The sequence below is a fragment of the Streptomyces dioscori genome (assembly GCF_003024195.1).
Classification (GTDB): domain Bacteria; phylum Actinomycetota; class Actinomycetes; order Streptomycetales; family Streptomycetaceae; genus Streptomyces; species Streptomyces dioscori.
Map to the genome: position 1 here is coordinate 414,221 of NZ_KZ679040.1, position 26,308 is coordinate 440,528.

The following is a 26,308-nucleotide window of genomic DNA, read 5'->3' on the forward strand; positions in this document are numbered from 1 at the left end:
GGGGACGTGAGGCCGTCGGGCGGGTGCGGCCTGGTGGGGGTTGAGCGCGCAGTTCCCCGCGCCCCTGAGGGGTGGGGGCTTGAGGCCGCCGACCAGGTGCGGCCCGGTGGGGGCTGGCCGCGCCGTTCCCCGCGCCCCTAAAAACAGGCCGACGGCCAGCTGGCCCGCCCCTTAAGGGGCGCGGGGAACGGCGCGGGTCACCCCCACGCACCCGCAACCAAATCCCGACCGTACCCCCCACCCCCTCCAGGGGCGCGGGGAACTGCGCGGCCAACCCCCACCCACCCGCACGTACCAACTACGCCCCCCCACCCCCCCGAGCGGAAGCTCACCCGCACAGCAATCTCTCCGCCCGAACCGGATCGTTCGGAAAACGGAACGACGTCCGGTCCCACGACCCCGCCGCATTCCGCAGGAACCGCCCCACCGTCAACCGCCCCCGCACAGCCCCCTCCAGCTCAGCCAGCCCCCCGCACCGCAACGCCCGCCGCGCAGCGGCCACCTCGACGGCCGAGACGCCGACGGCCGAGACGCCGACAGGCGGGACGCCGACGGCCGAGGCCCCCGCGGGCGGCGGCACCCCCACCCCCCGGTCGGCCACCAGCCAAGCCGCCGGCAGATGCTTGTCGTGCCCCACCCGCCCCGCCACGGCCCGCTCGGAGTGCGCCGCCAGGGGATACGCGAGCCCGATCGGATCCAGCGCGGCCCCGTCCAGCGGAACGACCGAGCCGTTGAACCCCAGGACCACGTAACTGGCCGTCACCCCGCCGGAGGAGCCCCGAACCCACCCGTCCTTGCCCAGCACCACCGCAGGCACTCCGGAGCGCCCGGCCGCCGCCACCGCACGCGCGTACCGCAGATGGTGCGGCGCCCCCGCGAAGGTGTGCCGCACGGGATGCGGATCGGCGTTGTGCCGCACGTACACGCCCCGCTCGTCCGCGATCCCCGCCGCCCCGATCTGCCCGCCGTACGGCATCCGCAGCCAGCCCGCGCAGACCACCGCCCACAGGCCGACACCGACCGCCGCCAGCGTGCCCACCCGCGTCGCCGGGACGGCGAAGACGGGCAGCAGCATCAACAGCAGTCCGGGCAGCAGCATGCGCCCGTGCATGAAGTCGCCGCCGACCTTCACCACGTACAGCCAGCACAGCGCCCCGGCGACGACGGGCGCGAGCGCGGGTACGAGCCGCGTCATGCCGCCGGATCCGCCCGACCCGGCCGGCCCGCGGAACCCGCCGCCCGTGGACAGCACGGCCACCACCACGAACACCGCCGGTACCCACAGCAGATACGGCTGCGCGAAGTCCCCCAGATAGATCAGCCCCCGCCCCCACAGACTCTGCGAGGCCTCCTTCGTCACGGCGGGCAGCGGCACCAGATGCCCGTAGTACCCGGCCCGGAACACCTCGTACGCGACCGGCAGCGCCCCCGCCGCTCCCGCCCCCGCGAACACCCCCCGCCACGACGGCCGTACGAGCAGCCACTGCGCTCCCAGGAACACCACGGTCACCAGCCCCAGATCGGGCCGCACCAGTGGCCCGAGCCCGATGACGAGTGATGTGACCACCCACGCGGGCCTCGCCGTCAGCGCCAGCCACGCCCCCGCGATCCAGCACGTGGCGAGCCCCGTCTCCAGCCCCGAGGTCGCGAAGTCCCAGACGGGAGGCAGCCCGAGCAGGACGAGCGAACCCAGCGGCACGGCCACCCGCACCCCGCCGTACGTCCGCAGCGCCCCGATCCCCGCCAGCGCGAACCCGGCGGCGGTCAGCAGCAGCCCCCCGTACACCGCCGCCGTCGCCGGATCGACCCCCGCCGCCCCGGCCGCGACGAGCAGCCACTGCCACAGCGTGCCGGTCGACGACTCGACCCGCTCACCCGCGTTGAACACGGGCCCGTTCCCCGCGAGCACCTGCCGCACGGTCCGTACGTAGATGTAGGCGTCGTCGGACATCCACCGCCGCCGGAACCCCGCGTACGCGATCAGGAGCGCGGGCGCGGCCCACACCGCCATCCGCAGTCGGTTCGCCCACGCGGCAGCGGGTCCGGACCCGGGCGGCGGCGCGAGGGCGGACGACGAGGGCGGACGGCTCCTGCCGTGGAAGAAGTGCGAGGGGCGGGCGGGGGAGTGCGTCGACGTCATGATCCGTTCATCGGCCCCCGTCCGGCCGAGCTTGACGCGCCTGTTGAAAATCCCCTACGCATGAGTAAGTTTACTCTGAAGTAAGTAAGCGTCACCGCGACGAGTCAGCGACACCGCACCGCGAGCCGCCACCGGGAGCCGCCATGGGCGTACGCAGGGAACTGAAACAGGCGAAGAAGCGCACCGATCCGAGGGGCCGTGTCCAGGTCGACCTCACGATGGACGGGAGCGGTGCCGTCCGTGAGGCGCGCATGCCCGCCCTCGCACCGGCGACCACCACCGGCAGCATCGCCGACCTGCCCTTCACCAACGCGGCCGAGGCCCCCGACGCCGTGGTCCTGCGCCGCCGGGAACGCGGCACCTGGCGGCCGGTGACCGCCGCCGCCTTCGCCCGTGAAGTCACCGCCGTGGCCAAGGGGTTGATCGCGGCGGGCCTGGAACCGGGCGGCCGCGTCGCGGTGATGTCCCGTACGCGCTACGAGTGGACGCTGCTCGACTTCGCGATCTGGGCGGCGGGCGGCCTGTCCGTCCCCGTGTATCCCACCTCCTCGCCCCAGCAGATCGAGTGGATCGTCCGGGACTCCGCCGCCCGTCTCGTCGTCGTCGAGACACCGGAGAACGCGGCGGCGGTCACCACCGGCACGGCCGACCACCCGGCACCCCCGCGCATCTGGCAGCTCGACGCCGAAGCCGACGAGGCCGCCGAGGTCGACCGCGAGGGAACCGTTCGCGGTGGCGCCGTCGCCGAACTGACCGCCCTGGGACGCGACCTGTCCGACGAGGAGGTCACCAAGCGCCGCGCCGCCCTCGCCCCCGACACCGTCGCGACGATCTGCTACACCTCCGGCACCACCGGCCGGCCCAAGGGCTGCGTCCTCACCCACGCCAACCTGTACGCCGAGGCCGCCAACACCGTCGAACTCCTCCACCCCGTCTTCAAGGAGGTCACCGGCCAGCAGGCCTCGACCCTCCTCTTCCTGCCGCTCGCCCACATCCTGGGCCGCACCCTCCAGATCTCCTGTCTGATGGCACGGATCGAGCTGGGCCACTTCCCGAGCATCAAGCCCGACGAACTGCGCCCGGCGCTCCGCGAGTTCCGGCCCACGTTCCTGGTCGGCGTGCCCTATCTCTTCGAGAAGATCCACGGCACCGGCCGCGCCACCGCCGAACGCATCGGCCGCGGCGCCTCCTTCGACCGCGCCCACCGCATCGCCGTCCGCTTCGGCGAGCAGCACCTGGACAAGTTCCTCGGGCGGGGGAAGGGGCCCGGACCCGGTCTCTACGCGGCCTGGGCGCTGTACGACCTGCTGGTCTACCGCCGTATCCGCAAGGAGATCGGCGGCCGTACGCGCTATGCCATCAGCGGCGGCTCCCCGCTCGACCGCGAGCTCAGCCTCTTCTTCTACGCCGCCGGGATCCTCGTCTACGAGGGCTACGGGCTGACGGAGACCACCGCCGCCGCGACGATCGTGCCGCCCCTGCGGCCCCGCCCCGGCACGGTCGGGCTCCCCGTACCGGGTACGGCCGTGCGGATCGCCGACGACGGAGAGGTGCTCATCAAGGGCGGCATCGTCTTCGGCGCCTACTGGAACGACCCGGCCGCCACCGACGCCGTCCTGACCGACGAATGGTTCGCCACCGGCGACCTCGGCTCGCTCGACGAGGACGGCTACCTCACCATCACCGGCCGCAAGAAGGACATCCTCGTCACCTCGGGCGGCAAGAACGTCTCCCCGGCGGTTCTGGAGGACAGGCTGCGCAGCCGGCCCCCCGTCGGCCAGTGCGTGGTCGTCGGCGACAACCGCTCCTACGTCGCCGCCCTGATCACCCTGGACCGCGAGGACCTCACCCACTGGCTGTACGTCCGCGGGATGCCGGCCGACACCCCGCTGTCCGAGCTGGTCGGCGACCCGCGGCTGCGCGCCGACGTCCAGAAGGTCGTGGACCACGCGAACCAGGCCGTCTCCCGGGCCGAGTCGATCCGCGACTTCACCCTCGTGGAGGGCGAGTTCACCGAGGACAACGGCCTGCTCACCCCGTCCCTGAAGATCAAGCGCCACGCGGTGACGGAGGCGTACGCCCGGCACATCGACGCGCTCTACGACAACCCGTCGCACACACGGGGACAGCACGCAAGGGAAGGCGACGCACGGGAACAGCGGGCCACCCCGAGGGGTGACCCGCTGTTCGCGGAGCTGGGTGGAGCTGGGAAGGTCAGCTTCCGGCAGCGCCGTTGCCCGAGAGCACCGGGATGTTGTCCAGGATGTGCGACAGGGGCTCGTCGCCCTTCGCCTGGGTGGAGTTCTCGGTGCACTGCTGGTTCTGCGGGGCCGACAGGATCGGCACGTCCTGCAGGACGGTGACGGGCACCAGGCCGACGAGGGAGGCCAGGTTGGCCTTGACCGGCAGACCGACACACGGCTTGTTGAGCGAGCCCTGCACGAGGGAGAGCTGGGGGCTCATCTTGCCGTGCGTGGCCTGGTTGCCGTACTTCTGGACGGAACCGTTGCCGTTGGCGGTGGTGACGCCGTCGTCGTTGCCGATGGCCAGCGCCTGGGGCGCGGCGACGGCCGACAGACCGGCGACAGAGGCGGCAAGTGCCGCGGTCGCCATCAGCTTCTTCATTTTCGTTCCCTTTCGGAGAGTGGCCCCCGTAACGGAGCCGCATATTCATCAACAGTGCGGTGGACGGTGCGGTTGCGGGGTTTGCCCCGATTGGCCCACAGGCTTTCCTCGGGACCGGAGCTACGCGCCGCCGTTGACGTGGCAGGGGGAGCGGGCCGCCGGGAAGGCCGGCGGCCCACTGGGTGATACGGCAGATCAGCTGCCGGAGGCGCCGTTGCCCGAGAGCACCGGGATGTTGCTGAGGATGTGCGACAGGGGCTCGTCGCCCTTCGCCTGCGTGGAGTTCTCGGTGCACTGCTGGTTCTGCGGGGCCGACAGGATCGGCACGTCCTGGGCGACCGTGACCGGCACCAGGCCGACGAGCGAGGCCAGGTTGGCCTTGGCGGGCAGGCCGATGCAGGGCTTGTTGAGCGAGCCCTGGATGAGCGCCATCTGCGGGCTCATGTCGCCGTACGTCGCCTGGTTGCCGTAGATCTGCGCGGCGTGGTTGCCGTTGGCGGTGGTGACGCCGTTGTCGTTGCCGATCGCCATCGCCGAGGGGGCGGCGGCAGCCGTAACACCGGCGACGGAAGCGGCGACCGCCGCGGCAGCCATAACCTTCTTGATCACTTGCTGGTCCCTTCTGGAGTAACCCCGTCCACCGGAGCGACCTGGACAACTGCCCCCGGCCCGCATAGTTGCTCCGGTTCACTCCGATGGCCCATTTGGGAATGCCGTTTGTACTACGCATGCGCGCGGAGCTTTCCGTGAATTGCGGACCGCGGAACGGGCCAACCGGGTGACACCTCGAAACCAATCGACCCGCCTCCGGTTGATGCGGGAGCAGGAACATGCGTCTCTGCACATGAAAGGACCGGAGAAATGCTCAAGAAGGCAATGGCCACGGCGGCGGTCGCCGCTTCTGTCGTCGGGATCTCGGCGGCGGGTGCCCCGCAGGCGCTTGCCATCGGCAACGACAGCGGCGTCACCACCGCCAACGGCAACAACGCCGAGCAGGTGTACGGCAACGCCAAGGCCGAGGGCGACATGAGCCCCCAGGGTCAGCTCGTGCAGGGCTCGCTCAACAAGCTCTGCCTCGGGGTGCCCGTCAAGGCCAACCTGGCCTCGCTCGTGGGCGTCCTGGTGCCGGTCACCGTTCTTCAGGACGTGCCGGTCCTGTCGGCGCCGCAGAACCAGCAGTGCGCCGAGAACTCCACCCAGGCGAAGGGCGACGAGCCGATCTCGCACGTCCTGGACAACATCCCGGTGCTCTCGGGCAACGGGGCCTCGAACAGCTGATCCACCGTCACGAGGACTGCCCGGGTCGCCCCGCCGCTCTGCGCGGCGGGGCCGCCCTGGTTCTTCGGCACTATTTTCCGCTTTCCTTTTCTGTCTTTGTGAAGTGACGTTTCGCCACTCATTTCGCTCCGGGCGTTCGGGTGAAATACCGGAGAGTCGCACTTTCTGTAGTTTCTTCGTCCCCCGTCCCCTCGTTCAACAGCCCGCAGGTCATGGTGCGAGCCGTTCAGGCTGGGCTCGTCCGGTTTCGGCCGTCATTGGGCATGACCGCAGAGAAAGGGAAGTACGTGAAGCACAAGAAGAGTGCCGTCGTCATCGCCGGCGCGATCATGGCCATGGGCATGGCCGCCCCGGCCTTCGCCGACTCCGAGGCCGAGGGTGCGGCCGTCGGCTCGCCCGGCGTCCTCTCCGGCAACGTTCTCCAGGTGCCCGTGCACATTCCTGTCAACGTGTGCGGCAACTCGATCAACGTGATCGGCCTGCTGAACCCGGCGTTCGGCAACGAGTGCGTCAACGACTGACGTCGTAACGCACCAGCCGAACGGCTGAGTCACGCCGGCCTTGGACCGCATTCCGGTGCCAAGGCCGGCTTTTCCCACTTCTACCAGCAGAGAAGACAACGAAGTTGCGACAGACCCTGAGCAAGGGAATGGTCGCGGCCGCCGCCGCGACGAGCATCCTGTCCCTGTACGCCTCCCAGGCGTTCGCGGACTCGGACGGGCACGCCGTCGCGGCGGACTCGCCCGGAGTGCTGTCCGGCAACAACGTGCAGGCGCCGGTGGGCGTGCCCGTGAACGCGTGCGGCAACTCCGCGAACGCGGCCGCCGGCCTCAACCCGTCGTTCGGCAACTCCTGCGCCACCCCCACGGGCAAGCACCGCAAGCCGGACAGCCCCCGCCACGGAGCCCCGGCCGGCCACGGCTCGGACCACGGCCACGGCTCCCACCAGGGATACGGCTCGGACCACGGCGGCGGCTCCGGCCACCACGGATCGGGCCACCACGGCGGTGACCACCACGGCGGCGGTTCCGCCACGCACGGCGGTACGCACGACGCGCCCGGTGTCGGTACGGGCAACGTCGACGAGGCCCCGGTGCACGCTCCGGCGAACGCGTGCGGCGACACCGCGGACGCGGGCGGACTGCTGAACCCGGCGTTCGGCGACAGGTGCGGGCACGAAGGACCGGGGGGCTACGGCGACGACGACACCCCGCCGTCCGGGCCGCCGTCAGGACCCCCGTCCGGCCCGCCGCACACCACGCCTCCGCACACCACCCCGCCCACGACCACGCCCCCCGAGACCGGGCCGCCCGGGACGGTGCCGCCCACCACGGGACCCCCGTCGTCGGTCCCGCCCGGCACGGGCCCGGGTGCGCCGCATCCGTCCCCGCCCTCCTCGGGCCGGGGCCCCTGGCCGGAGCTGGCGGCCACCGGCGTCGACGGGATGCTCGCGGCCTCGGCCGCCGGCGCGGGTCTGCTGCTCGGCGGAGCGGTCCTGTACCGCCGCAACCGGGCCGCCGCCGCCCGTCGGTGACGACGCGCCGGATGCCGGACGCCACCCGCCCGGCATCCGGCATCCGGCACATTGCATCCGGCATCCGCGCGGTCAGCGCCCCGCGACCCCCAGCACCCCGCGCCGCTCCCGCGCGCCGGGCACGGGCAGGAGGGCCGGCCCCGTACGGAGCCGGCGCCGCACTCCCCGTACGAGGGTCCGGGCCGTGAACGAGGCGCCGTGCACGAACCGCATGGCCGGGCCGAAGCCGGCCGCCGTGACCAGGCCCGCCATGAAGAGCCCCGGCCAGGTCGACTCGAACTCCCGCCCCACATAGGGGGATCCGTCGGGGCACGCGCCCAGCCCGTCGTGCACGTCCGCCGTCAGGATCCCCAGGCGCTCGCGCGTCGGCTTGAAGCCCGTGGCGGCGATGACGTGTCCGGTGTCCAGTGACGTCAGCCCCCCGTCCGGGCCGAGCATGTCGAGGCGTACGCCGTCCGCCGACCCGTGGGCCGCCGCGATCTCGTGGCCCAGCAGCAGCTCGACGGACGGCTCGACCCGGTCGCGGATCCACCAGGCGCCCGCGGGGCCGAGGGCCGTGGTGGCGATCCGGGCGCGGGTGGGCTCGGGGAGGCGGCGGAACGCGCCGGGGCGTTCGGCGTAGAACCAGTTGCGCCAGCCGGGCCCCAGGCCGCTGTGCGGGGCGCGCGCCGACTGCCACCACGGGCGCTCCCAGGGCGGCGGGACGTCGTTCCAGGAGAGGCCGGGGGCCCGCGCCACCACCCTGACGCGGGTGCCCTGTTCGGCGAGCAGGGCCGCCGTCTCCAGCGCGGCCTGGCCGCCGCCGACCACGGTGACGTCCTTGCCCGTGAACCGGTCCAGATCGCTGTGGTGGCTGCTGTGCGACACGTGCTCGGGTGTCAGCCCGCGCAGGGTCGCCGGGACTTCGGTGAAGGGGAGCACACCGACCGCCAGCGCGACCGTCCGCGCGCGCACGCTCGCGCCGTCCTCGGTGACCGCCTCGAAACCGCCCGGGCAGGGGTGGATGTGCGCGATCGTGCGCTCGTCCACCTCCGGGACCGAGTGCCGCGCGAACCACAACCCGTACGCGGCGAACACCTCGACCGGGATGGGCGCCCCGTGCCGGGCCTCCATCCCCTGTTCCGCGCAGTACGCGGCCAGGCTCAGCCGGCCCCCGGGGTCCGAGAGGTTGGAGGCCCACGGTTCGGACTTGAGGAACATGCCGCGGGGCATGTGGTCGCGCCAGGAGGCCATGGGCCGGCCGAACACCCGCAGGCTCAGACCGGCCGCCGCGGCATGGGAGGCGATGGACAGGCCGTAGGGACCGGCTCCCACCACCAGCAGGTCGTACATCAGTGACTGCTCGCTTTCTCGTCGTCGGACAGGGGGTTCAGCGCAGGAGGAGGCGTCGTCGGTCGTACGTGCCGGCGGATCGCGCGTCTGCCCAGGTGCCGGGACCACAGCGTCCACAGGGCGGCGCCGGGCGCGAGGTCGTCCCGGGCGTGCCAGGCCAGTTCGGCCCCGCGGCGGAACGCGGCCGACAGCGGCGCGTAGTTCTCCACCACGAAGGTGCGGCCCGGCAGGGGGACGGGCGACGGCAGTGGACGGTGGGTCAGGTCCAGGTGGAGCGCCCGCACCACGTCGAGCCCCGCCCCGTCGGCGAACAGCCGGAACTGCGCGCCGGGCCGCGGATTGAAGTCGAGCAGGTGGTACGCGCCGGTCGAGCCGTCGCGGCGGAAGTCCAGGTCGAAGATGCCGCGGTAGCCGAGCCGCGCGACGAGCCGTTCGGACAGGGTGCGCACGGCCGGGTTCGGCGTCCAGCGGCCCACCGCGGTCAGCCCCGCGCCGCGCGGCCAGGCCAGCTGTTTGCGGCCCGCGCCGCCCCCGCGCACCGCCCCGGACCGGTCCACGTACCCGTGGAAGAACCAGTCCCGGTCCCGGTCGGGACCCGGTGGCAGGAATGCCTGGAGCAGCAGCCGGCTGCCCGCCTCCCCGGCCCGCAGGCACAGGGTCCGCGCCTCCTCGGCGGAGGTCAGGACCGTCGTGCTGCGCAGGTCGGAGCCGGCGGGCAGCAGCCAGGGGCGGCTCCACTTCGCCACCACCGGCAGCCCCAGCCGCGAGGCCGCGGAGGCCGCCTGCGCGGGACTGTCCGGGACCAGCGTCACCGGGTGCGGGATGCCCGCGGACTCGCACACGGCGGCGAGTTCCGCCTTGTCCGCGACCCGCTCGGCGAGACCCGCGGGAGCGAGCGGCAGCAGAAAGCGGGGGGACAGCTCGGCCCGCAGCCGGTCGACGGCCACGGCGCTCGCGTCATCCATCGGGATCAGTACGGCGGGCCGGCCCACCCGCGCCGCCACTCGGCGCAACGTCGCGGCGATCTCGGACGGCGGGGCCCCGGGGGCGGGCGGCGGATGCATCCGGCACACGAAACGGGAACCGCGCACCGGACTTCCGGTGGAATCCGCGACGAGGTGTACGTCGATACCGGCCCGGCCGAGCGAGCGTACGGCTCCCAGCGTGCCGTGGTGAAAGGGATTCCGGTCGGTGCGCAGCAGTACGGCCGGCACGCGGGTGTCGAAGGACGGCATGGTCTGTTTCCTTGGGATCGCTTCTGATTCATCGCTTCTGATTTCTCACCCGTGCGAGTGAGTGGGTATTTCTTCGGCGCCCAAGCTCGGTTGGCGCAATTCACATTCATATGACTGAGTGTCAGTGGACGGTGGAAATGAAGCGCGAGGAGTGGACATGGCCCCACTGCAAAGGACCCGAACCAGACGGCCGGCGTACGTCGCCGCCGTACTCACCGCCGGACTCTTCGCCTCGGCCGCCCTCGCGTCCGGGACGGGACACGCGGCGGCCGTGCGGGCGGGGGAGCCGCCCGCCCCGCCGCCGACCGCGCCCACCGGCGTCGTGGCACCGGTCGCCGCACCGGCCGCCCCCGCACCGACGACCCCGCCGCCCGCGCCGCCGAAGGACCCCGCGAACCCGGCCTTCGGCGCCTACCTGGACTACGGGCCCCGCGGGGTGGCCCGGATCGCCGAGCTGAGCCGCTGGCTGGGCGGGGCCGACCTGCGCGTGGCGCACACGTATCTGCCGGGCGACCGCTGGAGCAACATCGAGGGCCTGCCCGGCTTCCTCGACGCCTGGGCGCACTGGCGGCGGGAGGAGGCCGACCGGCTCTTCGTCCTCAACGTGCCCATGCTGGAGCGCAACGAGGAGGGCGTCTCCGACCGGGAGGTCCGCGGTCTGCTGCGGCGCGGCGCGGCCGGGGAGTTCGACCACCACTTCCGCAAGCTGGCCGAACGGCTCGTCGAGCTGGAGGTGCCCGACACCGTCATCGTGCTCGGCTGGGAAATGAACGGCATCACGTACACCCATCGCTGCGGGCCGGACCCGGAGGCCTGGAAGACGTACTGGGACAGGATCGTCACCGCCATGAGAGCGGTGCCGGGGCAGAAGTTCCGCTTCGACTTCACTCCGAACCGCGGCCGGGACGCCATTCCCTGGACCCAGTGCTATCCGGGCGACGAGACGGTCGACATCATCGGCATGGATTCGTACGACCAGCCGCGCGGACAGTCATTCGACGAGGCCGTTTCGGAGCCCTACGGGCTTCAGGCGCACGTCGACTTCGCGAAAGCGCACGGAAAGCCGATCTCCTATCCTGAATGGGGGCTGTTCCGAAACGGCGACAACGCGACCTACATGAAGCGGATGCTCGCCTGGCTGGACGAGCACAAGCCGCTGTACAACACGCTCACCGACTACTGCCCGCACGGTGTGTGGCAGTGCGACGACAACCCGGAGGCCTCGGAGATCTACCGGTCGGTGCTCTTCGGCCGCACCGATCCGACCCCGAAGCCCACGGACCCGGGGCCCAGGCCGACCGATCCGCCGAAGCCGACCGAACCGCCCAAGCCCACCGACCCGACGCCCGAGAAGCCGTCGAACTGTTCGCCGGTGGCCCTGGGCGACTGGGTGGAGTACTGGCTGGGCGGGAAGCTGTGCCTGCGCTTCGACTGGTGGTCGCGCAACCGCTGACCCGAAGGCGAAGCACGCGGAGACGGAGGCGGCGGGCCGGTCACGGCCTGCCGCCACCGCGTTCCCGCCAGCCGGCGAACCGGTCGAGCAGCTTCTTGCCCCGGCTGCGGGCGGCCACGTCACAGACGGCGGCGGACATCAGCGGCGACGTCCGCCGCCGGGCCAGCAGGAAACGCTGGTTGACGACGGGCTGCGGGCGCCAGTGGTGCTTGTAGGGCTCGTTGCCGCGCAGCAGGCTCAGCACCCGGCGCCCGCCCGCCGCACCGCCCGTTCCGGTGTGCTGGGCGCAGGCGTGCAGCAGCATCGTCGCCACGTCCGCCTTGCGCTCCCGCAACTGCGGATGCGCGCCGTACAGATAGCCGCCCGCCAGCCGGTCCGACAGGAGCGTCAGGTCGACCGCCACCACGGTCCCGTCCACCAGGAACTCGGTCACCACCGCGTCCCCGGCGCGGACCATCGGCCCCACCGAACGGATCAGGTGTTCGGCGAAGCGATCCTGCAGATGCTCGGTGGTCACCTTGCGGCCCTGCCACTGCAGCCGGTGCAGTTCCAGAAGCCTGCGCAGTGCCGTGTCGACCTCGTCGGGGCGTACGGCCCGCCGTTCGACGCCCAGTGTGGACAGTTTGCGCAGCTTGGCGCGGACCCGCTGCTGGGCCTTGGCCGTCGCGAGCCGTCCGATCAGGTCGTCCATCGGCACGGCGGGCAGCTCCAGGCAGAGCGAGTCCGGCACCTGCCGCCGGGGCCCGCGCCAGCTCGCGTACACCCGCTCCACCGCGCCGCCGGGCCGTACCTCACGGAAGTCGATCAGCGCGGTGCGCGCGGCGGTGGCCAGCCCGTCGGCCAGCGCGGCGGCGGCCCGGTCGGCGCGTTCGCCGTCCTCGATCAGTACGTCCCCGAAGTCGGAGATCGACCCGCCCAGCGGCACGAGGGCGGGCCACGGCTGCCGTACGAGCATCAGCGGGGCGGCGGCCACCAGGTCGCCGCCGTCGCGGACGAGGACGAGCCGGAGCCGGCCGGGCGTGCCGTACGAGAGCCACCACGAGTGCAGCCACGCGTGGCTCTGGAAGGGGGTCGCCGTGCCGCAGTGCCGGTACAGCCTCCCCCACTCCTCGGCCAGCCTCCCGAACTCCCGCTCGTCCGTGCACAGTTCCGTACGCAGTTCGGTCTGCGGCCGCTTGCGCAGCGCGGCGGCTCTCACAGCTGTCCGTGGACGTCGGCGGCGGTGGCCGGGCCCGGCACCGAGGCCGTGGGCGCGGCTCCCGGGGCGCGGCGCGGGCGGACCAGCAGCGCGAGTCCGCCGAGCAGCCCGCCGGCGCTCGCGCCGACGAGACCGGTCGTCGTCGCGGACGCCGAGGATGCCTCCGTGGGTTTGATCGCCCGCGAGAACTGCAGCAGCTCCACATGCGTGCTGTCCTCGGTGTCGTTCGCGTGCCGGGTCAGCGAGCGGGAGACGGCGTTGGCGATGTCCGCGGCGAGGTCGGGGCGCTCGGAGGTGGCGGTCACGGCGACCATCGGCGCGTCCGGCGAGGTCGCCGTCCGTACGCTCTCCCGCAGGGTCGACACCGGTACGCCCGCCCACACCTGGGCGTCCCCGAGCACCGCGAGCTGGGTGGCGACCCGCCCGTACGCCTGCGCGAAGCCGAGCGCCGCCGCCGGGTCCGACTGCTCGGTGGGGACGGCGATGACGTAACTCGTGGCGGTGTACTGCGGTGTCTTCAGGACGCCGTACGAGCCGCCGAGCACTCCGCCGACGAGGGCGCCCGCGGCGAGCAGGGACCACGGCGGCAGTGCCCTGGCCCGCGCGAGTGCCGTTCCCGGCCGCCCGGTGACACGGATGGGGTTGTCGGTCATGTGGAACTCACTCCCAGAGTTGCGGCCGTGTAGATGTCCATGAGCCGGTCGGCACTGCGGGCGATGCTGTAGTGGTGGGCGGCCTCCGGCGCGGAGCGCGGCCCGGGTCCCTGCGCACGCGCCTGCCGCACGGCCCGTACGAAGGAGTCGGCGCCGCCCTGCACCCGCCGGGCGAACGGCGCCGCGTCGCGCGGGAGGTCGTCGACGGCCGGACAGGAGACGTAGAGCACGGGCAGACCGGCCGCCAGGGCCTCCACGACGGCGAGCCCGAAGGCCTCCTCCGCGGACGGCGAGGCGAGGAGGTCCATGGCTCCGGTCAGCGACGGCAGGTCGAGGCCGTCCGCACCGTCGGTCGGTGCGGGCCCGTTCGGGCGTTCGCCGGTGAACAGCACCCGGTCGGTGACCCCCATGTGCTGCGCCGCCCGCCGCAGCACGTTCTCCTCCGGGCCCCCGCCGACCAGCAGCAGCCAGACGTCGTCCGGGAGTTCGGCCAGCGCCCGGACGAGCACCTCGAACCGCTTGCCGGCCGTCAGCCGTCCGACACCTCCGACGACGTACGCCCCCTGCGGCAGCCCCAGCCGCCGCCGGGTGCTCTCGCGGCGGGCCGCGTCGAAACGGAAGCGGTCCACGTCGATGCCGTTCGGTACGACCTCGATGCGCGGGCCCGGCACGCCCCAGCGGCGCAGCCGTTCGGCGACCGTGGGCGAGACCGCGACCGTCGAACGGCCGAGGCGCTCGCTGGCCAGATAGAGCGCCCGGACACCCGGGGTGAGGCGGCGGCCCTCCATCTGCGAGTCGCCGAGCGAGTGCTCGGTGGCCACGACGGCCCGCACCCCGGCGAGGCGCGCGGCGGTCCTGCCGTACACGCAGGCCCGGTAGAGGTGCGTGTGGACGAGGTCGTAACGGCCGCGGCGGATCAGCCGGGCCAGGCGCGGGAGCGCCGCCAGGTCACGGTTGCCCTGTATGCCGAGGTGGGTGACGCGCACACCGTCCGCGACGAGGCCCTCGGCGACCGCGCCCGGGTTGGTGAGGGTCACCACGTCGCACTCGACGGGCAGGTTGCGCACCAGCAGCCGCAGTTGCTGCTCGGCCCCGCCGACCCCGAGCCCGGTGATGACGTGCAGGGCCTTCACCGGGCCGCCTCGGTCACGGGGTCGGCCGCCAGGGGCACCGGGCGGCGGCGCAGCCGGGCCAGCCGGTACTTCAGCTGCAGCCGCCAGGAGGTGTCGTTCTCCCCGATGTGCACCCGGGGCAGGGCGAAGAGGCCGGTGAGCGGGCCGGGGTCGATCGCGCAGGCGTAGCCGTAACCGGCGGCCCGGACGGCGTCGGCGACCCGCTGGTCGACCGTCCCGTACGGGTAGCACAGGCCCTTGACCTCACGGCCCGTCAGCTCGGAGAGCAGGGCCCGGCTGCCGCCGAGCTCGGCGCCGAGCAGCGCGTCGTCGGCCAGGGTGAGGTCGACATGGGTGAGGCCGTGCGAGGCGATCTCCAGGCCCTCGGTGTCCGCGAGCCGGCGGATGCCGTCGGCGGTCAGGAGGGGTTTGCGGGGGCCGAGCGGGTCCCACTCGTTCGTGCCGCCGAGCCGGCCCGGCAGGACGAACACGGTGGCGCCGAAGCCGTGGCGCCGCAGGACGGGCAGGGCGTTGTCGGCGAAGTCCGCGTAGCCGTCGTCGAAGGTGAGGCCCACCAGGCCGCGGCCCTCGCCCCGGGCGCGGGCCGCGAGGAGGTCCGCCATGCCCACCCCGCGCAGGCCCCGGCGGCGCAGCCAGCCCAGCTGCCGGTCGAGGCGGTCGGGCGAGACCGTGATGCGGTACGGGTCGTCGGAGCAGTCGCCCACCGAGTGGTACATCGCCACCCACAGGGGTGCCGAGACCGGCCGGGTGCGGCTTCCGGTGCGGGGGGCGTCGGTCGCGCCGATCGGGTCGGTCGAGTCGGTCGGGACGGTCGGGTCAGCGGGAACGGGCATGCGGCAGCCTTCGGGTGACGGAGCGGAGGGCGGTTCGGAAGGCGGGTGCGACGGCCTGGACGCCGAGCAACCGGAGCAGCAGTACGTAGACGACGGTGACGGTCAGACCGCCGGTGAGCAGGGCGAGAGCGGGCGGCTCGAAACGGCTCGCGCACAGGGCGCCCGCCACGGCCGCGCACCCGGCCGCGCGCAGCGGCTTGCTGAGCTCGTGGACGACCCGGCGGGTGTGGATCGGCACGCTGCGCCGCTCGTTCATGCCGGACAGCAGCAGTGCCGCGGTGAGCGTGATGCCGACCGCGTTGGCCGCGGCGATCCCGGACACCCCCCAGGCGTCGACGGTCGCGGCGCCGATCCACGAGGTGGCGACGATGCCCGCGGTCATCGCGGCGAGCGGGTACCAGGTGGGGCGGCCCGCCGAGAAGTACGTCCGTACGAGCGCGCCCACGAGGGTGTGGCCGAGCAGCCCCACCGAGTAGACCCGCATGACGGTCGCCGTCGCCGCCGTGTCCTGGGCGGTGAACGCACCGCGCTGGAAGAGGAGTTCGATGATCTGCGGCGCGCACGCGAAGACCGCGGCGGCGCCCAGCAGGACTATGCACGCGGCGACCGAGACGTCGTGCTCGACGCGGTTGCGGGCCCGCTCGGTGTCGCCCTCGGCGAGCGCCTGCGCCAGTACCGGGAAGGTGACCGTGCACAGCATCAGCGAGAGGGTCATCGGGATCTGGGCCACCTTCTGCGCGTAGTTCAGGTGCGAGATGGCTCCGGAGGGGAGGTTGGAGGCGAGGTAGCGCTCGATGAGGACCTGGGACTGCCGGCAGAGGGCGAAGAGCAGGACCGGGGTGACGAGGGCGAGATTCACCGAGTGCGTCACCGACTGCTTCGGCGGCTGCTCCGCGAGCTGCTGTGCGGGTCGCTGCGCGAACTGCTGCGCGGGCTGTTCCGCTGCCGGCCCTTCGGTGTCCGACGCCTTCCGGGTCCCGGCCGCGGCTTCCGCCGGGGCCATCTCCGGGACCGCGGTGGCCGTCGCGGACCGGCGGCGGCCGAACAACTGCCGCACGAGGGACGGAGCCTGGGCCGCCACCATCAGGCAGCCGCCCAGCGCGACGCCGATGGCCGCAGAGCGCACGCCCCAGTGGCCGCCGAGGACGAACATCGCCGTGATGATGCCGGTGTTGTAGGCGACGTAGATGGCGGCCGGGGCCAGGAAACGGCGGTGGGCGCGCAGTGCCGCGCTGCAGTAGCCGGCGAGGCCGAAGCTCAGGACGCAGGTCGCTGTCAACCGCGTGCAGTCGACGGCGAGCGCGGGGTCGGGCAGTCCCGGCGCGAGCCCCGCGACCAGGTAGGGCGCCCCGGCGATCAGCAGTGCGGAGACCCCCACGAGGGCCAGCGCGATACGGGGCAGCGTGGAGGCGACGAGTGCGCGGACGGGGTCCCCGCCGCCGGTTCCGCGGGCCCGCCGGGCCACGGCCAGGCTGAACGCCGGGACCAGCACGAAGGCCATCCCGTCCTCGATCAGCAGCGTCGCCGCGACCTCCGGCACGGTCCACGCGACCAGGAAGGCGTCCGTCTCGGTCCCGGCCCCGAAGAGATGCGCGAGCGCCTGGTCCCGGCCCAGCCCGAGCAGCGCACCCGCGATGGACAGCACGGCGGTGACGAGCGTGGCCTTGGCGAGGAACCCGCGGGTGGGCGGGGGGACTTCGGCGGGGCGGTGCTTCTCGGCGTCGGCTTCGGTGGCGGCGGGGTGCGTGGTCTCGGCCGATGCCGCGCGGGCACCGGGCAGCAGGACCTCGTCCTCGGTCCCGACGGCCGCGCCGTGGTCCTGGGCGGAGGGGTCGCCGTCGGTGCCCGTCCGCCGGCGGCCCCGTCGTGCCGTCGTTCCCTCGTCCTCCGCCCGGGGAGGCGTCACCGTCATCGGTTCCCGGCCCCCTCGCGGGTGTCCCCGTGGGCGTTTGCGCCGGCGCCCTCGTCGGTCAGCGCCCACCACGCGGCGAAGCCGAGCACCAGTGCCGTCAGTACGGTCGAGGGGCCGCCGATGTCGGCGTACACGAAGTCGACCAGCTGCCAGACCAGCAGCCCGCAGGCGACGAGCGCGCAGTCGAGGCCGCTCCCGGAACGCCGGGCGCGCAAGAGCTTGCGAAGGCCGAGGACCAGCAGCGCCAGCCAGCTCCCGGCCAGTGCGAGCAGCCCCAGCAGGCCCTGCTCGCTGAGGATCAGCAGATACATGTTGTGCGGTGACAGCAGCGGCTGGCGCTGGAAACCGGCGCCCGCCCCGTCCGTGTCACTGCCCGACGACAGCGCGAGCGAGGCGTGCCCGTCGCGATGGTCGGGGAAGCCCTTCAGCCCCACCCCGGTCAGCGGCCGGCCGCTCCACATGTCGACGGCGGCCGTCCACATCGTGTACCGGTCGGTCACCGACTGGTCCGGCGCGTCCGCGACCTGCGTGATGCTGCTGATCCGCTCCTGGAGCATCGCGGAGCCCACACCGAGCCCGCCCACCAGGACCACCGCGGCGGCCGCCACCGCAGCGAACACCTGTACGGCCCGCCGCAGTCCGGCGAGTACGAGCTGCGCCGCGCACGTCACGGCCGTCGCGATCCACGCGCCCCGGCTGAACGACAGCGCGAGCGGCAGCAGCAGCGCCAGCGCGCACACCGCCGCCACGGTCCGCTGCCGCGCGGGCCCGGACCCGAGCGCCAGCCCGAGCGCGCACACCAGCCCGAACGCCACCACGGCCGCCATGCCCATGATGTCCGTGGCCCCGAACGTGCCCACCGCCCGGATCATCTCGCCCTGGTACGAGGCCCCGGTGCCGGTCACGAACTGGTGGACCCCGAGCCCTCCCTGCCACAGCGCGAGCCCGACGAGCGACCAGGCGACCAGGCGCGCGTCACGGCGGTCGCGCACCAGCAGCATCACCGCCGCCGGCACCAGCACGAAGATCTGCAGATAGCGCACGAGCCCCTCGGCCCCCACCCCGGCCGAGGCCGCGCCGGCCGTCGCGACCGCGACCCCGACGACGGGCAGCCCGAGCACGACGGCCGCGGTACGGGACAGGGGGCGCCGCCGGCCGCGTACGAGACGCAGTGCGCAGCAGACCACGACCAGCCCGGACACGGCGTCGGCCAGGGTGCCGCCGCCGTCCCCGGAGACCGGCAGCGCGAGCGTCACGATCAGCGTGATCACGGGCAGCACGGGAAGGAAGCGGCGGGGCGCCGCGGTCACGACGGCGACCAGCGGCGGGGCGGGCAGGACCTGGGTCACCGGTTCAGCTCCCCGTCGGACGCACGAGCGAGACCGCGGTGCGCGCCAGGATGCAGACGTCCTGCCAGAGCGACCAGTCGTCGATGTAGGCGTTGTCGAACCGGCAGCGGTCCTCGATCGAGGTGTCGCCGCGCAGCCCGTGGATCTGCGCGAGCCCGGTGATGCCGGTACGCATCCGGTGGCGGGCCGCGTAACCGGGGTAGGTCTGGCTGAACTGGCCGACGAAGAAAGGCCGTTCGGGGCGTGGTCCGACCAGGCTCATGTCGCCCCGGAGGACGTTCCACAGCTGGAGCAGCTCGTCGAGCGACGTCCGCCGCAGGAAGCGGCAGAACCAGACCATCTCGTGCTCGTTCGCCACGCTCCAGCGGGTCGCCGCCTCGTGCGCGTCGACCGGCCGGTGCGTACGGAACTTCAGCAGGGTGAACGGCCGCCCGTCCTTGCCGATGCGTTCCTGCCGGAACACCACACCGGGCCCGTCGACGGCCCGCAGCACGACCGCGCACAGCAGCAGCACCGGGCTGACCAGCAGGAGCAGGGCCCCCGAGACCAGCACGTCGAGCAGCCGCTTCCCGGCGCTCCCGTACCGGCGGCCCAGGGGCAGCCGGCGGCAGGCGAACCCGGCGAGCCGGTCGGCGCGCCCGTACGCCGACGTGTCCGGCCGCACCTCCCAGACGGCGCAGCCCGACTCGCCCAGCACCCGCAGCAGCGAGGCCTGTTCGGGCCACCCGGAGCCGCCCACGGCGAGCACGTCCTGCACGCCGTTCTGGATGAGGGCCCGCTGGACCTCCTCGCCGGTGGTCAGCACCGGCAGCCCCTCGCCGTCGCTCGACTCGTCGGCGACGACACCCACCGGCCGTACCCCGCACCCCGGATGACGCAGGAAGGCGGCGGCCACGCGCTGCGCGTCCACGGTGCGGCCGACCACCAGGGCCGCGCGCGGGCGCCGCAGGAGCGTCCGGCGCCGGTGCCCGTGCACGACGCCACGGCCCGCGCAGCTCACCAGGGACTGCACCGCGCAGCCGAGGACCAGGGCGCGGGCGTCCAGCGCGTGCTCCGGGGAGTACGCCGCCAGCAGGGCCGCGAGCGCGCACCAGCTCACCGCGATCCGGGCGCAGACGGCGGGCAGTTCGTCCAGCAAGGCCGGCACGGCGGGTGTGGACGCGGTGCGGTACAGCGACGCGTGCGCGTTCAGCCGGAGCACCGCGAGCACCAGCAGGGCGAGCGGAAGCGGATGCGGCCACGGCAGTGCCAGGGCACCGCCGGCCAGTGCCGCGCCGATGTCCACGGCGGGCAGGGGCAGCCGCGAGGGCCGCCGCACGTGCCGTACCCGGTGCACGGCCCGTACGCGGTGCACGAAGGGCCGTCTGCCGCTGGGGAACGCGAAGCCGCCGACGGCCTCGCGCGGCGGCATGACCGAGACGGGCGAGCCCGACGAGACGGGTGGGACGGTGGTGAATCCGTGGTCCGCCGCCCGCGGCCGGCCGCCGGGGGAGGGAACGGTACTTTCCGCAGTCACGTGTGGATGGACTCCCTGTACTCGGTGTGGTCCACGCCCGTGTCCCGCCCGGTCGGCCAGCCGCCGATCAGATCGCGGTACACGTCGGCGACGGCCGCGGCCGTGCGCCGCACGTCGTGCGTGGTCGTTACGTACCGGCGTCCCTGGTGACCGAGCGACTCGCGAAGCAGCGGGTCGAGCAGCAGCTCGGCGACGGCCCCGGCCAGCGCGTCGGGCCGCTCGGACGGCACCAGGCAGCGCGGCCCCTGGCCCGGCGGCAGGCTCTCGCGCGCCCCGTCCACATCGGTGATCACGACGGGCCGCCCACAGGCCATGGCCTCCAGCGGCGCCAGCGCCATGCCCTCCCACCGCGACGGCAGGACGACCAGATCGGCGGCCTGGTACCAGGGCGTGGCGTCGCTGACGGCCCCGGCGAACAGCACGGACGGGGGAGCCGCGGCTCGCAGCGCCCGCGCGTCGGGCCCGTCGCCGACCAGCACGAGCCGCGCGGCGGGCACCCGCCGGGTCACCTCGTGCCACGCCTCCAGCAGGACGTCCTGCCCCTTCTGCCGGCACAGCCGCCCGACACACACCACCAGGGGTGCCGCCGCGTCGACTCCTTCGAGCAGCGGAATCCCGGCCCGTACGGTCTCCACGGGCGCCGGGTGGAAGCCCCGGGTGTCGATGCCGTTCGGGATGACGCTCCACCGGCCCCTGATCCCCGACCGCTGCCCGGTGCGCCGCTCGGCCTCGCTGACGCACACCACCCGCGAGGCCCAACGGGCGCCCAGCCGCTCCCAGTTGAGGGCGAAGAGGCCGGTGGCCCCGCCGACCGCCTCGAAGGACCAGGCGTGCGGCTGGAACACGGTCGGCACCCGCCCGCGTACGGCGAGCCGGGCCGCGAGCCCGGCCTTGGCGCTGTGCGCGTGCACGACGTCGGGCCGCACCTCCCGTACGAGCCGGCGCAGACTCCGTACCTCCTGGGCGAGCCACGGTCCCGGCGAGCGGGTCGCGTGCCAGGTCCTCACGCCCGCGCCCAGGAGTTCGGCCGCCGTCGCGAGGCCGCCGTCCGGCGGACAGGCGACGGTGACGTCGGCGCCGGTGGCCAGCTGCGCCCGCACCAGGTCGGTGACCACGCGGCCCACCCCGCCGTCCACGGGCTGCGAGACGTGCAGGACCCGTGGCCTGGGTCCTGGGCCGGTCGGTGACAGTCGCATGCGGGCTTTCCTCGTTCATGGGCGGCACTCGCGGGGAGCGCGGGTGGGACTCGGTCGGGGTCGGGGTCGTGAGAAGAGGGGATGGGCATCAGCGCTTCGCGTCGACGGCGACGAACAGCGCGCCGGCCCAGGCCGCGTCCCGCCGCGACGCCAGCCGGAAGTCCAGCCGGTCGCCGCCGCGCCGCAGGCCCTCGCGGAGATCGAGGACGTCGGAGTCGTACCCGAGCGTGTTCGGATACGAAGGCGTCCGCGGGGAAGCCGCCCCGTCGTACTCGGCGATCGTCGAATTCAGTACGTCGTCCCGGGGGTTGGCGCTGTTGCCGAGGGCGACGGCCCTGCCCCGGCCGTCCGACACGGTGAGCGAGTCGCCGGTGCGCCCGCGGTCGCCGTTGTAGGCGACGAGCCCCACGCGGCCGGTGGCCCCCGTGGGGAACGGCAGGTCGCCCACCCGGAGCGCCTGGTCGTCATCCGGCCCCAGCGGGCCGAAGCCGTCCCAGATCGCCAGATGCCGCAGCGGCTCCGACTCCTTCTCGTACGCCACCATCAACGTCCAGCCGCCCCACGCGCCGGCCGCCGAGTGCCCCATCGCCACATTCACCTGCGCCACGGTGTACGCGCCCGCGCCGCTCGACCGCACCAGCCGCGTGACGTCCGCCGAAGCCTGGAAGGCGTCCGCGCCACGGGCCACCCGGTGCCCGACGAGGGTGTCCGCGAGTACTTCCTTGTACTGGCCGCCGGCCTCGGCGATCAGCACCCGTCCGTTGTCCTTGGGCGGCTTCTGCTCACCGACCCGCAGGTTGCCGCCCCAGTACAGCCGCGCGTACGAGACGCGGGCGCCCGACGGCAGCCGGACCTCGGCGCTGCTGGAGTTGTAGGTGTTCGGGTCCTTGTCGATGTCCGTGTAGAACATGTCGAAGCCGTCGTTCGCGACCGCCAGACCCGCGCGGGCGGCGGGGCACGACACCGTCGTCGGCGCGACGGGTGTGCGGCAGGTGATCGACGAGTTGGCGGCCCGGACGATCCCGCCGTGCCCGAGCGCGCGGTACCGCTGGGTGAAGGCCAGGCTCTGCGCCTCGGCGGCGGGCGGTGCGGCCGTGGCGTCCGGCGGGGCGGGAGCGGCCACCGCCGGTCCGCCCGGCACCCACAGCGAGGCGAGGGAAAAAGCACCCAGCATCCCACGGCGCAGCAGAAGACCCAGGGAATTGCGCATGACCGGCGTTGCCCTTTCGGGGGGAATTTCGGCGGCGGAGGTTCTGGCCCTCGCGGGCCTGCGAGACGGGGACATCGGCGGACGGGACGCGGCCGTCACACGGGTGCCGACATGACTCCCCGTCTGTTTCGAGTGATACGAGGTGATCCGGGGCGTTCTGTGACGATCCGAGGAAGAACGCAACTGTAGCCGCTATCCGTATTTATCGGTGAAACCTGCCAAGTGTGTCGGAATCGTGTGCATGCCTCGGAATAACCCCCTGGCTCGCTTCTGGTAACGGCTCGGAGCGTCACTCTTTTGGAGGCACAACCCGCGCCGGTGCCACGCGTTGATTCCAGAGCCGGGCATCCCGCCCGGTTGTTGTTTCAATCCCAAGGAGCACCTCTCCATGTCGCGTATCGCGAAGGGCCTGGTCTTTACCTCCGTTGCCGCCGCCGCCATGGCGGGCACCGCCGGCATCGCCGCCGCCGACAGTGACGCGCACGGCGCCGCCGCCAACTCCCCGGGTGTCCTGTCGGGCAACCTGGTGCAGGTCCCCGTCCACGTGCCGATCAACCTGTGCGGCAACACCGTGAACGTCATCGCGCTGCTGAACCCGGCGTTCGGCAACGAGTGCGCCAACGACTGACGTCGAAGCCCGGCCCCTGATCGGCCGCCCTCCCCCCGGGGAGGGCGGCCGATCCGCGTTGCCCCGAATGGGGGGAGGGGCGGCAAGTGCGTTCGACGGGGCCGGGCATGGCGGCTCATCAGGGACAACGGCCGGAGCGGTGGGTGCGGGCCGCCGCGGTGCGCGGGCGATCGGTTGCAGGCGGCGGTCACCGATTCCACGGTGGGCACAGGACCCGACGCACCATCGAAAGGACCCTCCATGCGTGCTCTGCCCGCGCGGCGTATCGCGACCTCCGCACTCTGCGCCACGTTCCTGCTGGGGATCGCCGGACCCGTCGCCGTGGCCGCCGACCACGACGCGACGCGCGACGCCCGCGCCACGGCGGCGGTCCTGGCGCCGGTGCCCGAGGCGGACGCCCTGCTGGCACAGGCCACCAGTCTGGGCGACGTCGCCGGAGTGCTGAAGCCGGTCACCGACCTGCTCACGACCGCGCTCAAGGCCGACGGCGGGAAGCTGCCCGCCGCCGACGCCACGAAGCTCGGCGACGCGGTGAAGGAGGCCATCGCCAAGGCCACCGCGTCGGCCCCGGCCGCTCCGCAGACCCCGCCGGCGAAGACACCGGCCGTGCCGCAGACACCGGCCGAGCCGAAGGCGCCGACTGTTCCGCAAACACCGGCCGAGCCGAAAAAGCCGGAGGTGAACTCGCCGGCCGATCCCGAGATCCCGGCCGCTCCGCCGGCGATCCTGCCGGCGCTTCCCGGTGCTCCCGCGCTGCCCGCGCCGGGCGTGGCCGGCCGGGTGGCCGCGCCCGACCTCAGGGCCGACGCGCTCAAGGCCCTGCAGAGCTCGGTCGACACCCTGGTCCAGGCGGCGGTCGCCGGTGACGCCACCGCTCTGGGCGCGGCCGCGAAGAAGACCGTGAGCGGCCTGGTGAACTTCGTCGCCGCGGTGGCGGTGGGCGGCGCCCTGCCCGCCCCGAACCTGCCGGGGCTGCCCAAGCCGCCCACGAACGTGGCCGCACAGTCGGGGAGCGGTGGCTGAGGCGAAGCAGCCACCGCCCCGGCCGTCGGGCCGGCCCGTCACCCGGGCCGGCCCGACGGCTGTTTCACCCTCTGTCTGCACAATCTTTCAGGGTTCTCATATGAGGGATCCCATTTGGTGATGAAACACAGCCTTCAATCGGGTGGGTTCCAGGACTTTTTCCGTGTTCGGGGTTTCCGCCCGGACGAGGGGTCGTTGGGCAGGAAGCAGTGCGAGAGCAGGCATGCACGGTGCCTGAACACTGAGAATTCCCCCTGGTGACGCGAGTCACCGATGAAAGGAACACGATGAAGTCCCTGAAGGCCGCCGCTGTCGTAGCCGGGTCCATGGTCATCGCCGGTGTGGCCGCGCCCGCCCTTGCCGCCGACCTCACGCCCCCCACGAGCCTCAACGGCGGTCTCGACTCGGCTCTCACCCAGCTCACCACCGAGCCGGTGGACGCCATGCCCCTGCAGTCGCAGTCGAGGGCGCTCGACACGGAGAACCAGGACTCCGCGCTCAGCACCCTCAGCGACGCGACGGACGCCCTGAACTCGGCGGGCGGGCCCACGGGTCTCCTGGGCGGTCTGCCCCTCCAGAAGTGACGCGGGGCCGAACGGGGCCGTAGGTGACGCGGGGCCGGTTGCGCATCAGCGCGGACCGGCCCTTCGCGTCGGATGAGCCCCACCCCGCCTCACCTCATCCCAGCCCCACCCATTCGCCGCGTTCCGGCTGTTCCTTTTATGTGTCGTCCGGGCTGTTTCTCTCTTCCCGGCCGTTCGACCCGTCCCTCGTTCGTGTGGAGACCTTCAAGGAAATCCCCCGGGCGGGTGAGAAAGGGAGCGGACGCATTCCGACACGTCGATACGGTTCCGCGGTGACCTCAATCTCCAGTGAAACGCGCCCTTTCCCCGCCGCGGACCTCGGCACCCTCGTCGTCATGGCGTGGAGCGGTGAACAGCCCGACGGCGACATGCCCTATCTCCTCGCCTACTCCCTCGGCGACGGCGCGAACGGCCCCGAAGGCTCCGCCGCCGCCGTCGAGCAGTTGCTGAAGGCCAACGGCCTGCCCCTCGGCGACGAGGTCGTCGACGCGACCCGGCAGCCGAGCTTCCCGGTCCGCCTCCTCGTCGAGTCGGGGCAGGCCGTGGTCAGCATGACCCAACTCAACGCCCAGTGCCCCGTACCGCCGGAGTGGCTCGCCGCGGTCGGCGAACGCGGCTACGCCTACTTCCTGTTCACCACCCGCCCGTGGCCCGAGGCCGAGCCGGGCAAGCCCGTCGAGCCGGAGGCCCTGGCCGCCTTCGCCGGTGACGCGGAGACCCTGAACAGTGCGGCGCACGCCCTCGTCCCGGCGCGCAGCCTGCGCGCCTGACCCCACGCACCGCAACCGACGGCGCGACCCGGGGCCGCCGGGGCCCCCGGGCCTCGGGAGGCTCGCGTCGGCGCCGCGGTGGGACTTATGGACGAGCTGAAGATTGCACCGACCGGGGGAATTTTGACCGGATCCCGTGCGCCGGGTCGTTACCCGTTTCGGACGCACCCTCCCGAATCCCGAAAGGCCCGTGCCTGAGATGAAGTCGACCACCCGAGGAACTCTTGCCGCCGTCGTCACCTGTGTGGCGGCCGCCGTCGCGACGCCCGCCGTCGCGGCCGACGGGGTTCCGGTCGCCGTGCCCCTGGAAGGTGTGGAGCACTCCCTGAACATGGAGATGCCCAGGATCAGCGGCACCGTGCCGCTGATCACGCCGGGCAGCCCCGACGGGCCGCGGTACGTCGAGGGCCGGCTGCTGCCGGAACGCGCCCTCCCACAGCTGCCGGTCACCAGCGACCTGCCCTCGCTCGACCTGCGTACGCCGCTGCCGCGTGTGCTCGGGGACACCTTCGACCACCTCGCCGCCAGCACGCCCACCTCCGGTCTGCGCGCCCTGACGCCCGGCGCCTCGCTGGACGCCCCGCTGACCGCGCCGCGTGCGGACATGCTCGGCCTCCCGGCCGCGAAGCTGCCCCAGGTGGCCGTGCTGACCCCGGTCCTGCAGGCGGCGCCGGGCGCGACCCTGGGCCTCGCACCGGGCCTGTAG

General features: G+C 73.2%; 23 protein-coding genes and 1 pseudogene. 10 read left to right on the forward strand and 14 right to left on the reverse strand.

The genetic code is table 11. From position 1 onward, the window contains the following. Positions 1-328: 328 nt before the first annotated feature. Positions 329-2,140, reverse strand: a complete 1,812-nt coding sequence (locus C6Y14_RS09780) for a hypothetical protein (RefSeq protein ID WP_107016146.1) — start codon at positions 2,138-2,140, stop codon at positions 329-331. A gap of 143 nt (positions 2,141-2,283) precedes the next feature. On the opposite strand from C6Y14_RS09780, the pseudogene C6Y14_RS09785 reads away from it, so the two are divergent. Then, positions 2,284-4,242, forward strand: a pseudogene (locus C6Y14_RS09785) (AMP-dependent synthetase/ligase); the annotation flags it as partial. A 112-nt stretch (positions 4,243-4,354) separates the two neighbouring features. On the opposite strand, the gene C6Y14_RS09790 reads toward C6Y14_RS09785, so the two are convergent. Both C6Y14_RS09790 and C6Y14_RS09795 read right to left on the reverse strand, forming a co-directional pair. After that, positions 4,355-4,765: a rodlin gene (locus C6Y14_RS09790; RefSeq protein WP_107016147.1), complete on the reverse strand. Its 411-nt coding sequence runs from the start codon at positions 4,763-4,765 to the stop codon at positions 4,355-4,357. A gap of 195 nt (positions 4,766-4,960) precedes the next feature. Continuing rightward, the gene (locus C6Y14_RS09795) at positions 4,961-5,374 is read right to left on the reverse strand and encodes a rodlin (RefSeq protein ID WP_107016148.1); all 414 of its coding nucleotides are present in this window, start codon (positions 5,372-5,374) and stop codon (positions 4,961-4,963) included. A 252-nt stretch (positions 5,375-5,626) separates the two neighbouring features. On the opposite strand from C6Y14_RS09795, the gene C6Y14_RS09800 reads away from it, so the two are divergent. The 3 genes from C6Y14_RS09800 to C6Y14_RS09810 all read left to right on the forward strand — a co-directional run bounded on the left by C6Y14_RS09800 (position 5,627) and on the right by C6Y14_RS09810 (position 7,577). Then, a complete protein-coding gene (locus C6Y14_RS09800; RefSeq protein ID WP_107016149.1) occupies positions 5,627-6,043 on the forward strand; it encodes a rodlin in 417 nt (138 codons plus the stop codon). Positions 6,044-6,306: 263 nt separating this feature from the next. Further along, complete coding sequence (locus C6Y14_RS09805; RefSeq protein ID WP_107016150.1) at positions 6,307-6,564, forward strand: chaplin; 258 nt, start codon at positions 6,307-6,309, stop codon at positions 6,562-6,564. Positions 6,565-6,668: 104 nt separating this feature from the next. Then, positions 6,669-7,577 (forward strand): chaplin, encoded by a 909-nt coding sequence (locus tag C6Y14_RS09810; RefSeq protein WP_107016151.1) that lies wholly within the window; start codon positions 6,669-6,671, stop codon positions 7,575-7,577. Between the two features lie 72 nt (positions 7,578-7,649). Here the strand turns inward: C6Y14_RS09810 and C6Y14_RS09815 are convergent, their stop codons facing one another. Further along, the gene (locus C6Y14_RS09815) at positions 7,650-8,909 is read right to left on the reverse strand and encodes an NAD(P)-binding domain-containing protein (protein ID WP_107016152.1); all 1,260 of its coding nucleotides are present in this window, start codon (positions 8,907-8,909) and stop codon (positions 7,650-7,652) included. Beyond that, on the reverse strand, positions 8,909-10,144 hold the full coding sequence (locus C6Y14_RS09820; protein ID WP_107016153.1) for a carboxylate--amine ligase: 1,236 nt from the start codon (positions 10,142-10,144) through the stop codon (positions 8,909-8,911). Before C6Y14_RS09820 ends, C6Y14_RS09815 begins: the two co-directional genes overlap by 1 nt. Positions 10,145-10,301: 157 nt before the next feature. On the opposite strand from C6Y14_RS09820, the gene C6Y14_RS09825 reads away from it, so the two are divergent. Continuing rightward, positions 10,302-11,597 carry a glycoside hydrolase family 26 protein gene (locus tag C6Y14_RS09825; RefSeq protein ID WP_107016437.1) on the forward strand — a complete coding sequence of 432 codons (1,296 nt, stop codon included), beginning with the start codon at positions 10,302-10,304 and terminating at the stop codon, positions 11,595-11,597. A gap of 40 nt (positions 11,598-11,637) precedes the next feature. Here the strand turns inward: C6Y14_RS09825 and C6Y14_RS09830 are convergent, their stop codons facing one another. From C6Y14_RS09830 to C6Y14_RS09870, 9 genes are all read right to left on the reverse strand, one after another. Further along, a complete protein-coding gene (locus C6Y14_RS09830; RefSeq protein ID WP_225890986.1) occupies positions 11,638-12,795 on the reverse strand; it encodes a GNAT family N-acetyltransferase in 1,158 nt (385 codons plus the stop codon). Beyond that, positions 12,792-13,448, reverse strand: a complete 657-nt coding sequence (locus C6Y14_RS09835; RefSeq protein ID WP_107016154.1) for a YveK family protein — start codon at positions 13,446-13,448, stop codon at positions 12,792-12,794. The genes C6Y14_RS09830 and C6Y14_RS09835 overlap by 4 nt, the downstream gene beginning before the upstream one ends. Continuing rightward, positions 13,445-14,581 (reverse strand): glycosyltransferase, encoded by a 1,137-nt coding sequence (locus tag C6Y14_RS09840; protein WP_107016155.1) that lies wholly within the window; start codon positions 14,579-14,581, stop codon positions 13,445-13,447. Before C6Y14_RS09840 ends, C6Y14_RS09835 begins: the two co-directional genes overlap by 4 nt. Next, a complete protein-coding gene (locus C6Y14_RS09845; RefSeq protein ID WP_107016439.1) occupies positions 14,578-15,297 on the reverse strand; it encodes a polysaccharide deacetylase family protein in 720 nt (239 codons plus the stop codon). The genes C6Y14_RS09840 and C6Y14_RS09845 overlap by 4 nt, the downstream gene beginning before the upstream one ends. A gap of 100 nt (positions 15,298-15,397) precedes the next feature. After that, positions 15,398-17,326 carry a murein biosynthesis integral membrane protein MurJ gene (gene murJ, locus C6Y14_RS09850; protein WP_225890987.1) on the reverse strand — a complete coding sequence of 643 codons (1,929 nt, stop codon included), beginning with the start codon at positions 17,324-17,326 and terminating at the stop codon, positions 15,398-15,400. Further along, the gene (locus C6Y14_RS09855; RefSeq protein WP_404828747.1) at positions 17,323-18,675 is read right to left on the reverse strand and encodes an O-antigen ligase family protein; all 1,353 of its coding nucleotides are present in this window, start codon (positions 18,673-18,675) and stop codon (positions 17,323-17,325) included. The genes murJ and C6Y14_RS09855 overlap by 4 nt, the downstream gene beginning before the upstream one ends. A 4-nt stretch (positions 18,676-18,679) precedes the next feature. Then, positions 18,680-20,191 carry an exopolysaccharide biosynthesis polyprenyl glycosylphosphotransferase gene (locus C6Y14_RS09860; RefSeq protein ID WP_107016156.1) on the reverse strand — a complete coding sequence of 504 codons (1,512 nt, stop codon included), beginning with the start codon at positions 20,189-20,191 and terminating at the stop codon, positions 18,680-18,682. Next, entirely contained in the window at positions 20,188-21,387 is a 1,200-nt protein-coding gene (locus C6Y14_RS09865) for a glycosyltransferase (RefSeq protein WP_107016157.1), read from the reverse strand. Before C6Y14_RS09865 ends, C6Y14_RS09860 begins: the two co-directional genes overlap by 4 nt. Before the next feature lie 88 nt (positions 21,388-21,475). Continuing rightward, complete coding sequence (locus C6Y14_RS09870) at positions 21,476-22,597, reverse strand: DUF3344 domain-containing protein (RefSeq protein ID WP_199854687.1); 1,122 nt, start codon at positions 22,595-22,597, stop codon at positions 21,476-21,478. A gap of 388 nt (positions 22,598-22,985) precedes the next feature. Between C6Y14_RS09870 and C6Y14_RS09875 the strand changes: the two genes are divergently transcribed. The 5 genes from C6Y14_RS09875 (at position 22,986) to C6Y14_RS09895 (ending at position 26,308) form a co-directional block, all read left to right on the forward strand. Then, on the forward strand, positions 22,986-23,225 hold the full coding sequence (locus C6Y14_RS09875; RefSeq protein ID WP_107016158.1) for a chaplin: 240 nt from the start codon (positions 22,986-22,988) through the stop codon (positions 23,223-23,225). Between the two features lie 240 nt (positions 23,226-23,465). Continuing rightward, positions 23,466-24,248, forward strand: a complete 783-nt coding sequence (locus C6Y14_RS09880; RefSeq protein ID WP_107016159.1) for a hypothetical protein — start codon at positions 23,466-23,468, stop codon at positions 24,246-24,248. Positions 24,249-24,535: 287 nt separating this feature from the next. Continuing rightward, positions 24,536-24,832 (forward strand): hypothetical protein, encoded by a 297-nt coding sequence (locus C6Y14_RS09885; RefSeq protein WP_107016160.1) that lies wholly within the window; start codon positions 24,536-24,538, stop codon positions 24,830-24,832. A gap of 272 nt (positions 24,833-25,104) precedes the next feature. Beyond that, positions 25,105-25,602: a DUF5949 family protein gene (locus tag C6Y14_RS09890; protein WP_107016161.1), complete on the forward strand. Its 498-nt coding sequence runs from the start codon at positions 25,105-25,107 to the stop codon at positions 25,600-25,602. Positions 25,603-25,801: 199 nt separating this feature from the next. Then, the gene (locus tag C6Y14_RS09895) at positions 25,802-26,308 is read left to right on the forward strand and encodes a hypothetical protein (protein WP_107016162.1); all 507 of its coding nucleotides are present in this window, start codon (positions 25,802-25,804) and stop codon (positions 26,306-26,308) included.

Bases quoted from the DNA above. Each gene is read 5' to 3' on its own strand.
- C6Y14_RS09780 (WP_107016146.1), bottom strand. From the start codon at position 2,140: ATGACGTCGACGCACTCCCCCGCCCGCCCCTCGCACTTCTTCCACGGC.
- C6Y14_RS09790 (WP_107016147.1), bottom strand. From the start codon at position 4,765: ATGAAGAAGCTGATGGCGACCGCGGCACTTGCCGCCTCTGTCGCCGGT.
- C6Y14_RS09800 (WP_107016149.1), top strand. From the start codon at position 5,627: ATGCTCAAGAAGGCAATGGCCACGGCGGCGGTCGCCGCTTCTGTCGTC.
- C6Y14_RS09805 (WP_107016150.1), top strand. From the start codon at position 6,307: ATGACCGCAGAGAAAGGGAAGTACGTGAAGCACAAGAAGAGTGCCGTC.
- C6Y14_RS09815 (WP_107016152.1), bottom strand. From the start codon at position 8,909: ATGTACGACCTGCTGGTGGTGGGAGCCGGTCCCTACGGCCTGTCCATC.
- C6Y14_RS09820 (WP_107016153.1), bottom strand. From the start codon at position 10,144: ATGCCGTCCTTCGACACCCGCGTGCCGGCCGTACTGCTGCGCACCGAC.
- C6Y14_RS09825 (WP_107016437.1), top strand. From the start codon at position 10,302: ATGGCCCCACTGCAAAGGACCCGAACCAGACGGCCGGCGTACGTCGCC.
- C6Y14_RS09835 (WP_107016154.1), bottom strand. From the start codon at position 13,448: ATGACCGACAACCCCATCCGTGTCACCGGGCGGCCGGGAACGGCACTC.
- C6Y14_RS09845 (WP_107016439.1), bottom strand. From the start codon at position 15,297: ATGTACCACTCGGTGGGCGACTGCTCCGACGACCCGTACCGCATCACG.
- murJ (WP_225890987.1), bottom strand. From the start codon at position 17,326: ATGACGGTGACGCCTCCCCGGGCGGAGGACGAGGGAACGACGGCACGA.
- C6Y14_RS09865 (WP_107016157.1), bottom strand. From the start codon at position 21,387: ATGCGACTGTCACCGACCGGCCCAGGACCCAGGCCACGGGTCCTGCAC.
- C6Y14_RS09870 (WP_199854687.1), bottom strand. From the start codon at position 22,597: ATGCGCAATTCCCTGGGTCTTCTGCTGCGCCGTGGGATGCTGGGTGCT.
- C6Y14_RS09875 (WP_107016158.1), top strand. From the start codon at position 22,986: ATGTCGCGTATCGCGAAGGGCCTGGTCTTTACCTCCGTTGCCGCCGCC.
- C6Y14_RS09880 (WP_107016159.1), top strand. From the start codon at position 23,466: ATGCGTGCTCTGCCCGCGCGGCGTATCGCGACCTCCGCACTCTGCGCC.
- C6Y14_RS09885 (WP_107016160.1), top strand. From the start codon at position 24,536: ATGAAGTCCCTGAAGGCCGCCGCTGTCGTAGCCGGGTCCATGGTCATC.
- C6Y14_RS09895 (WP_107016162.1), top strand. From the start codon at position 25,802: ATGAAGTCGACCACCCGAGGAACTCTTGCCGCCGTCGTCACCTGTGTG.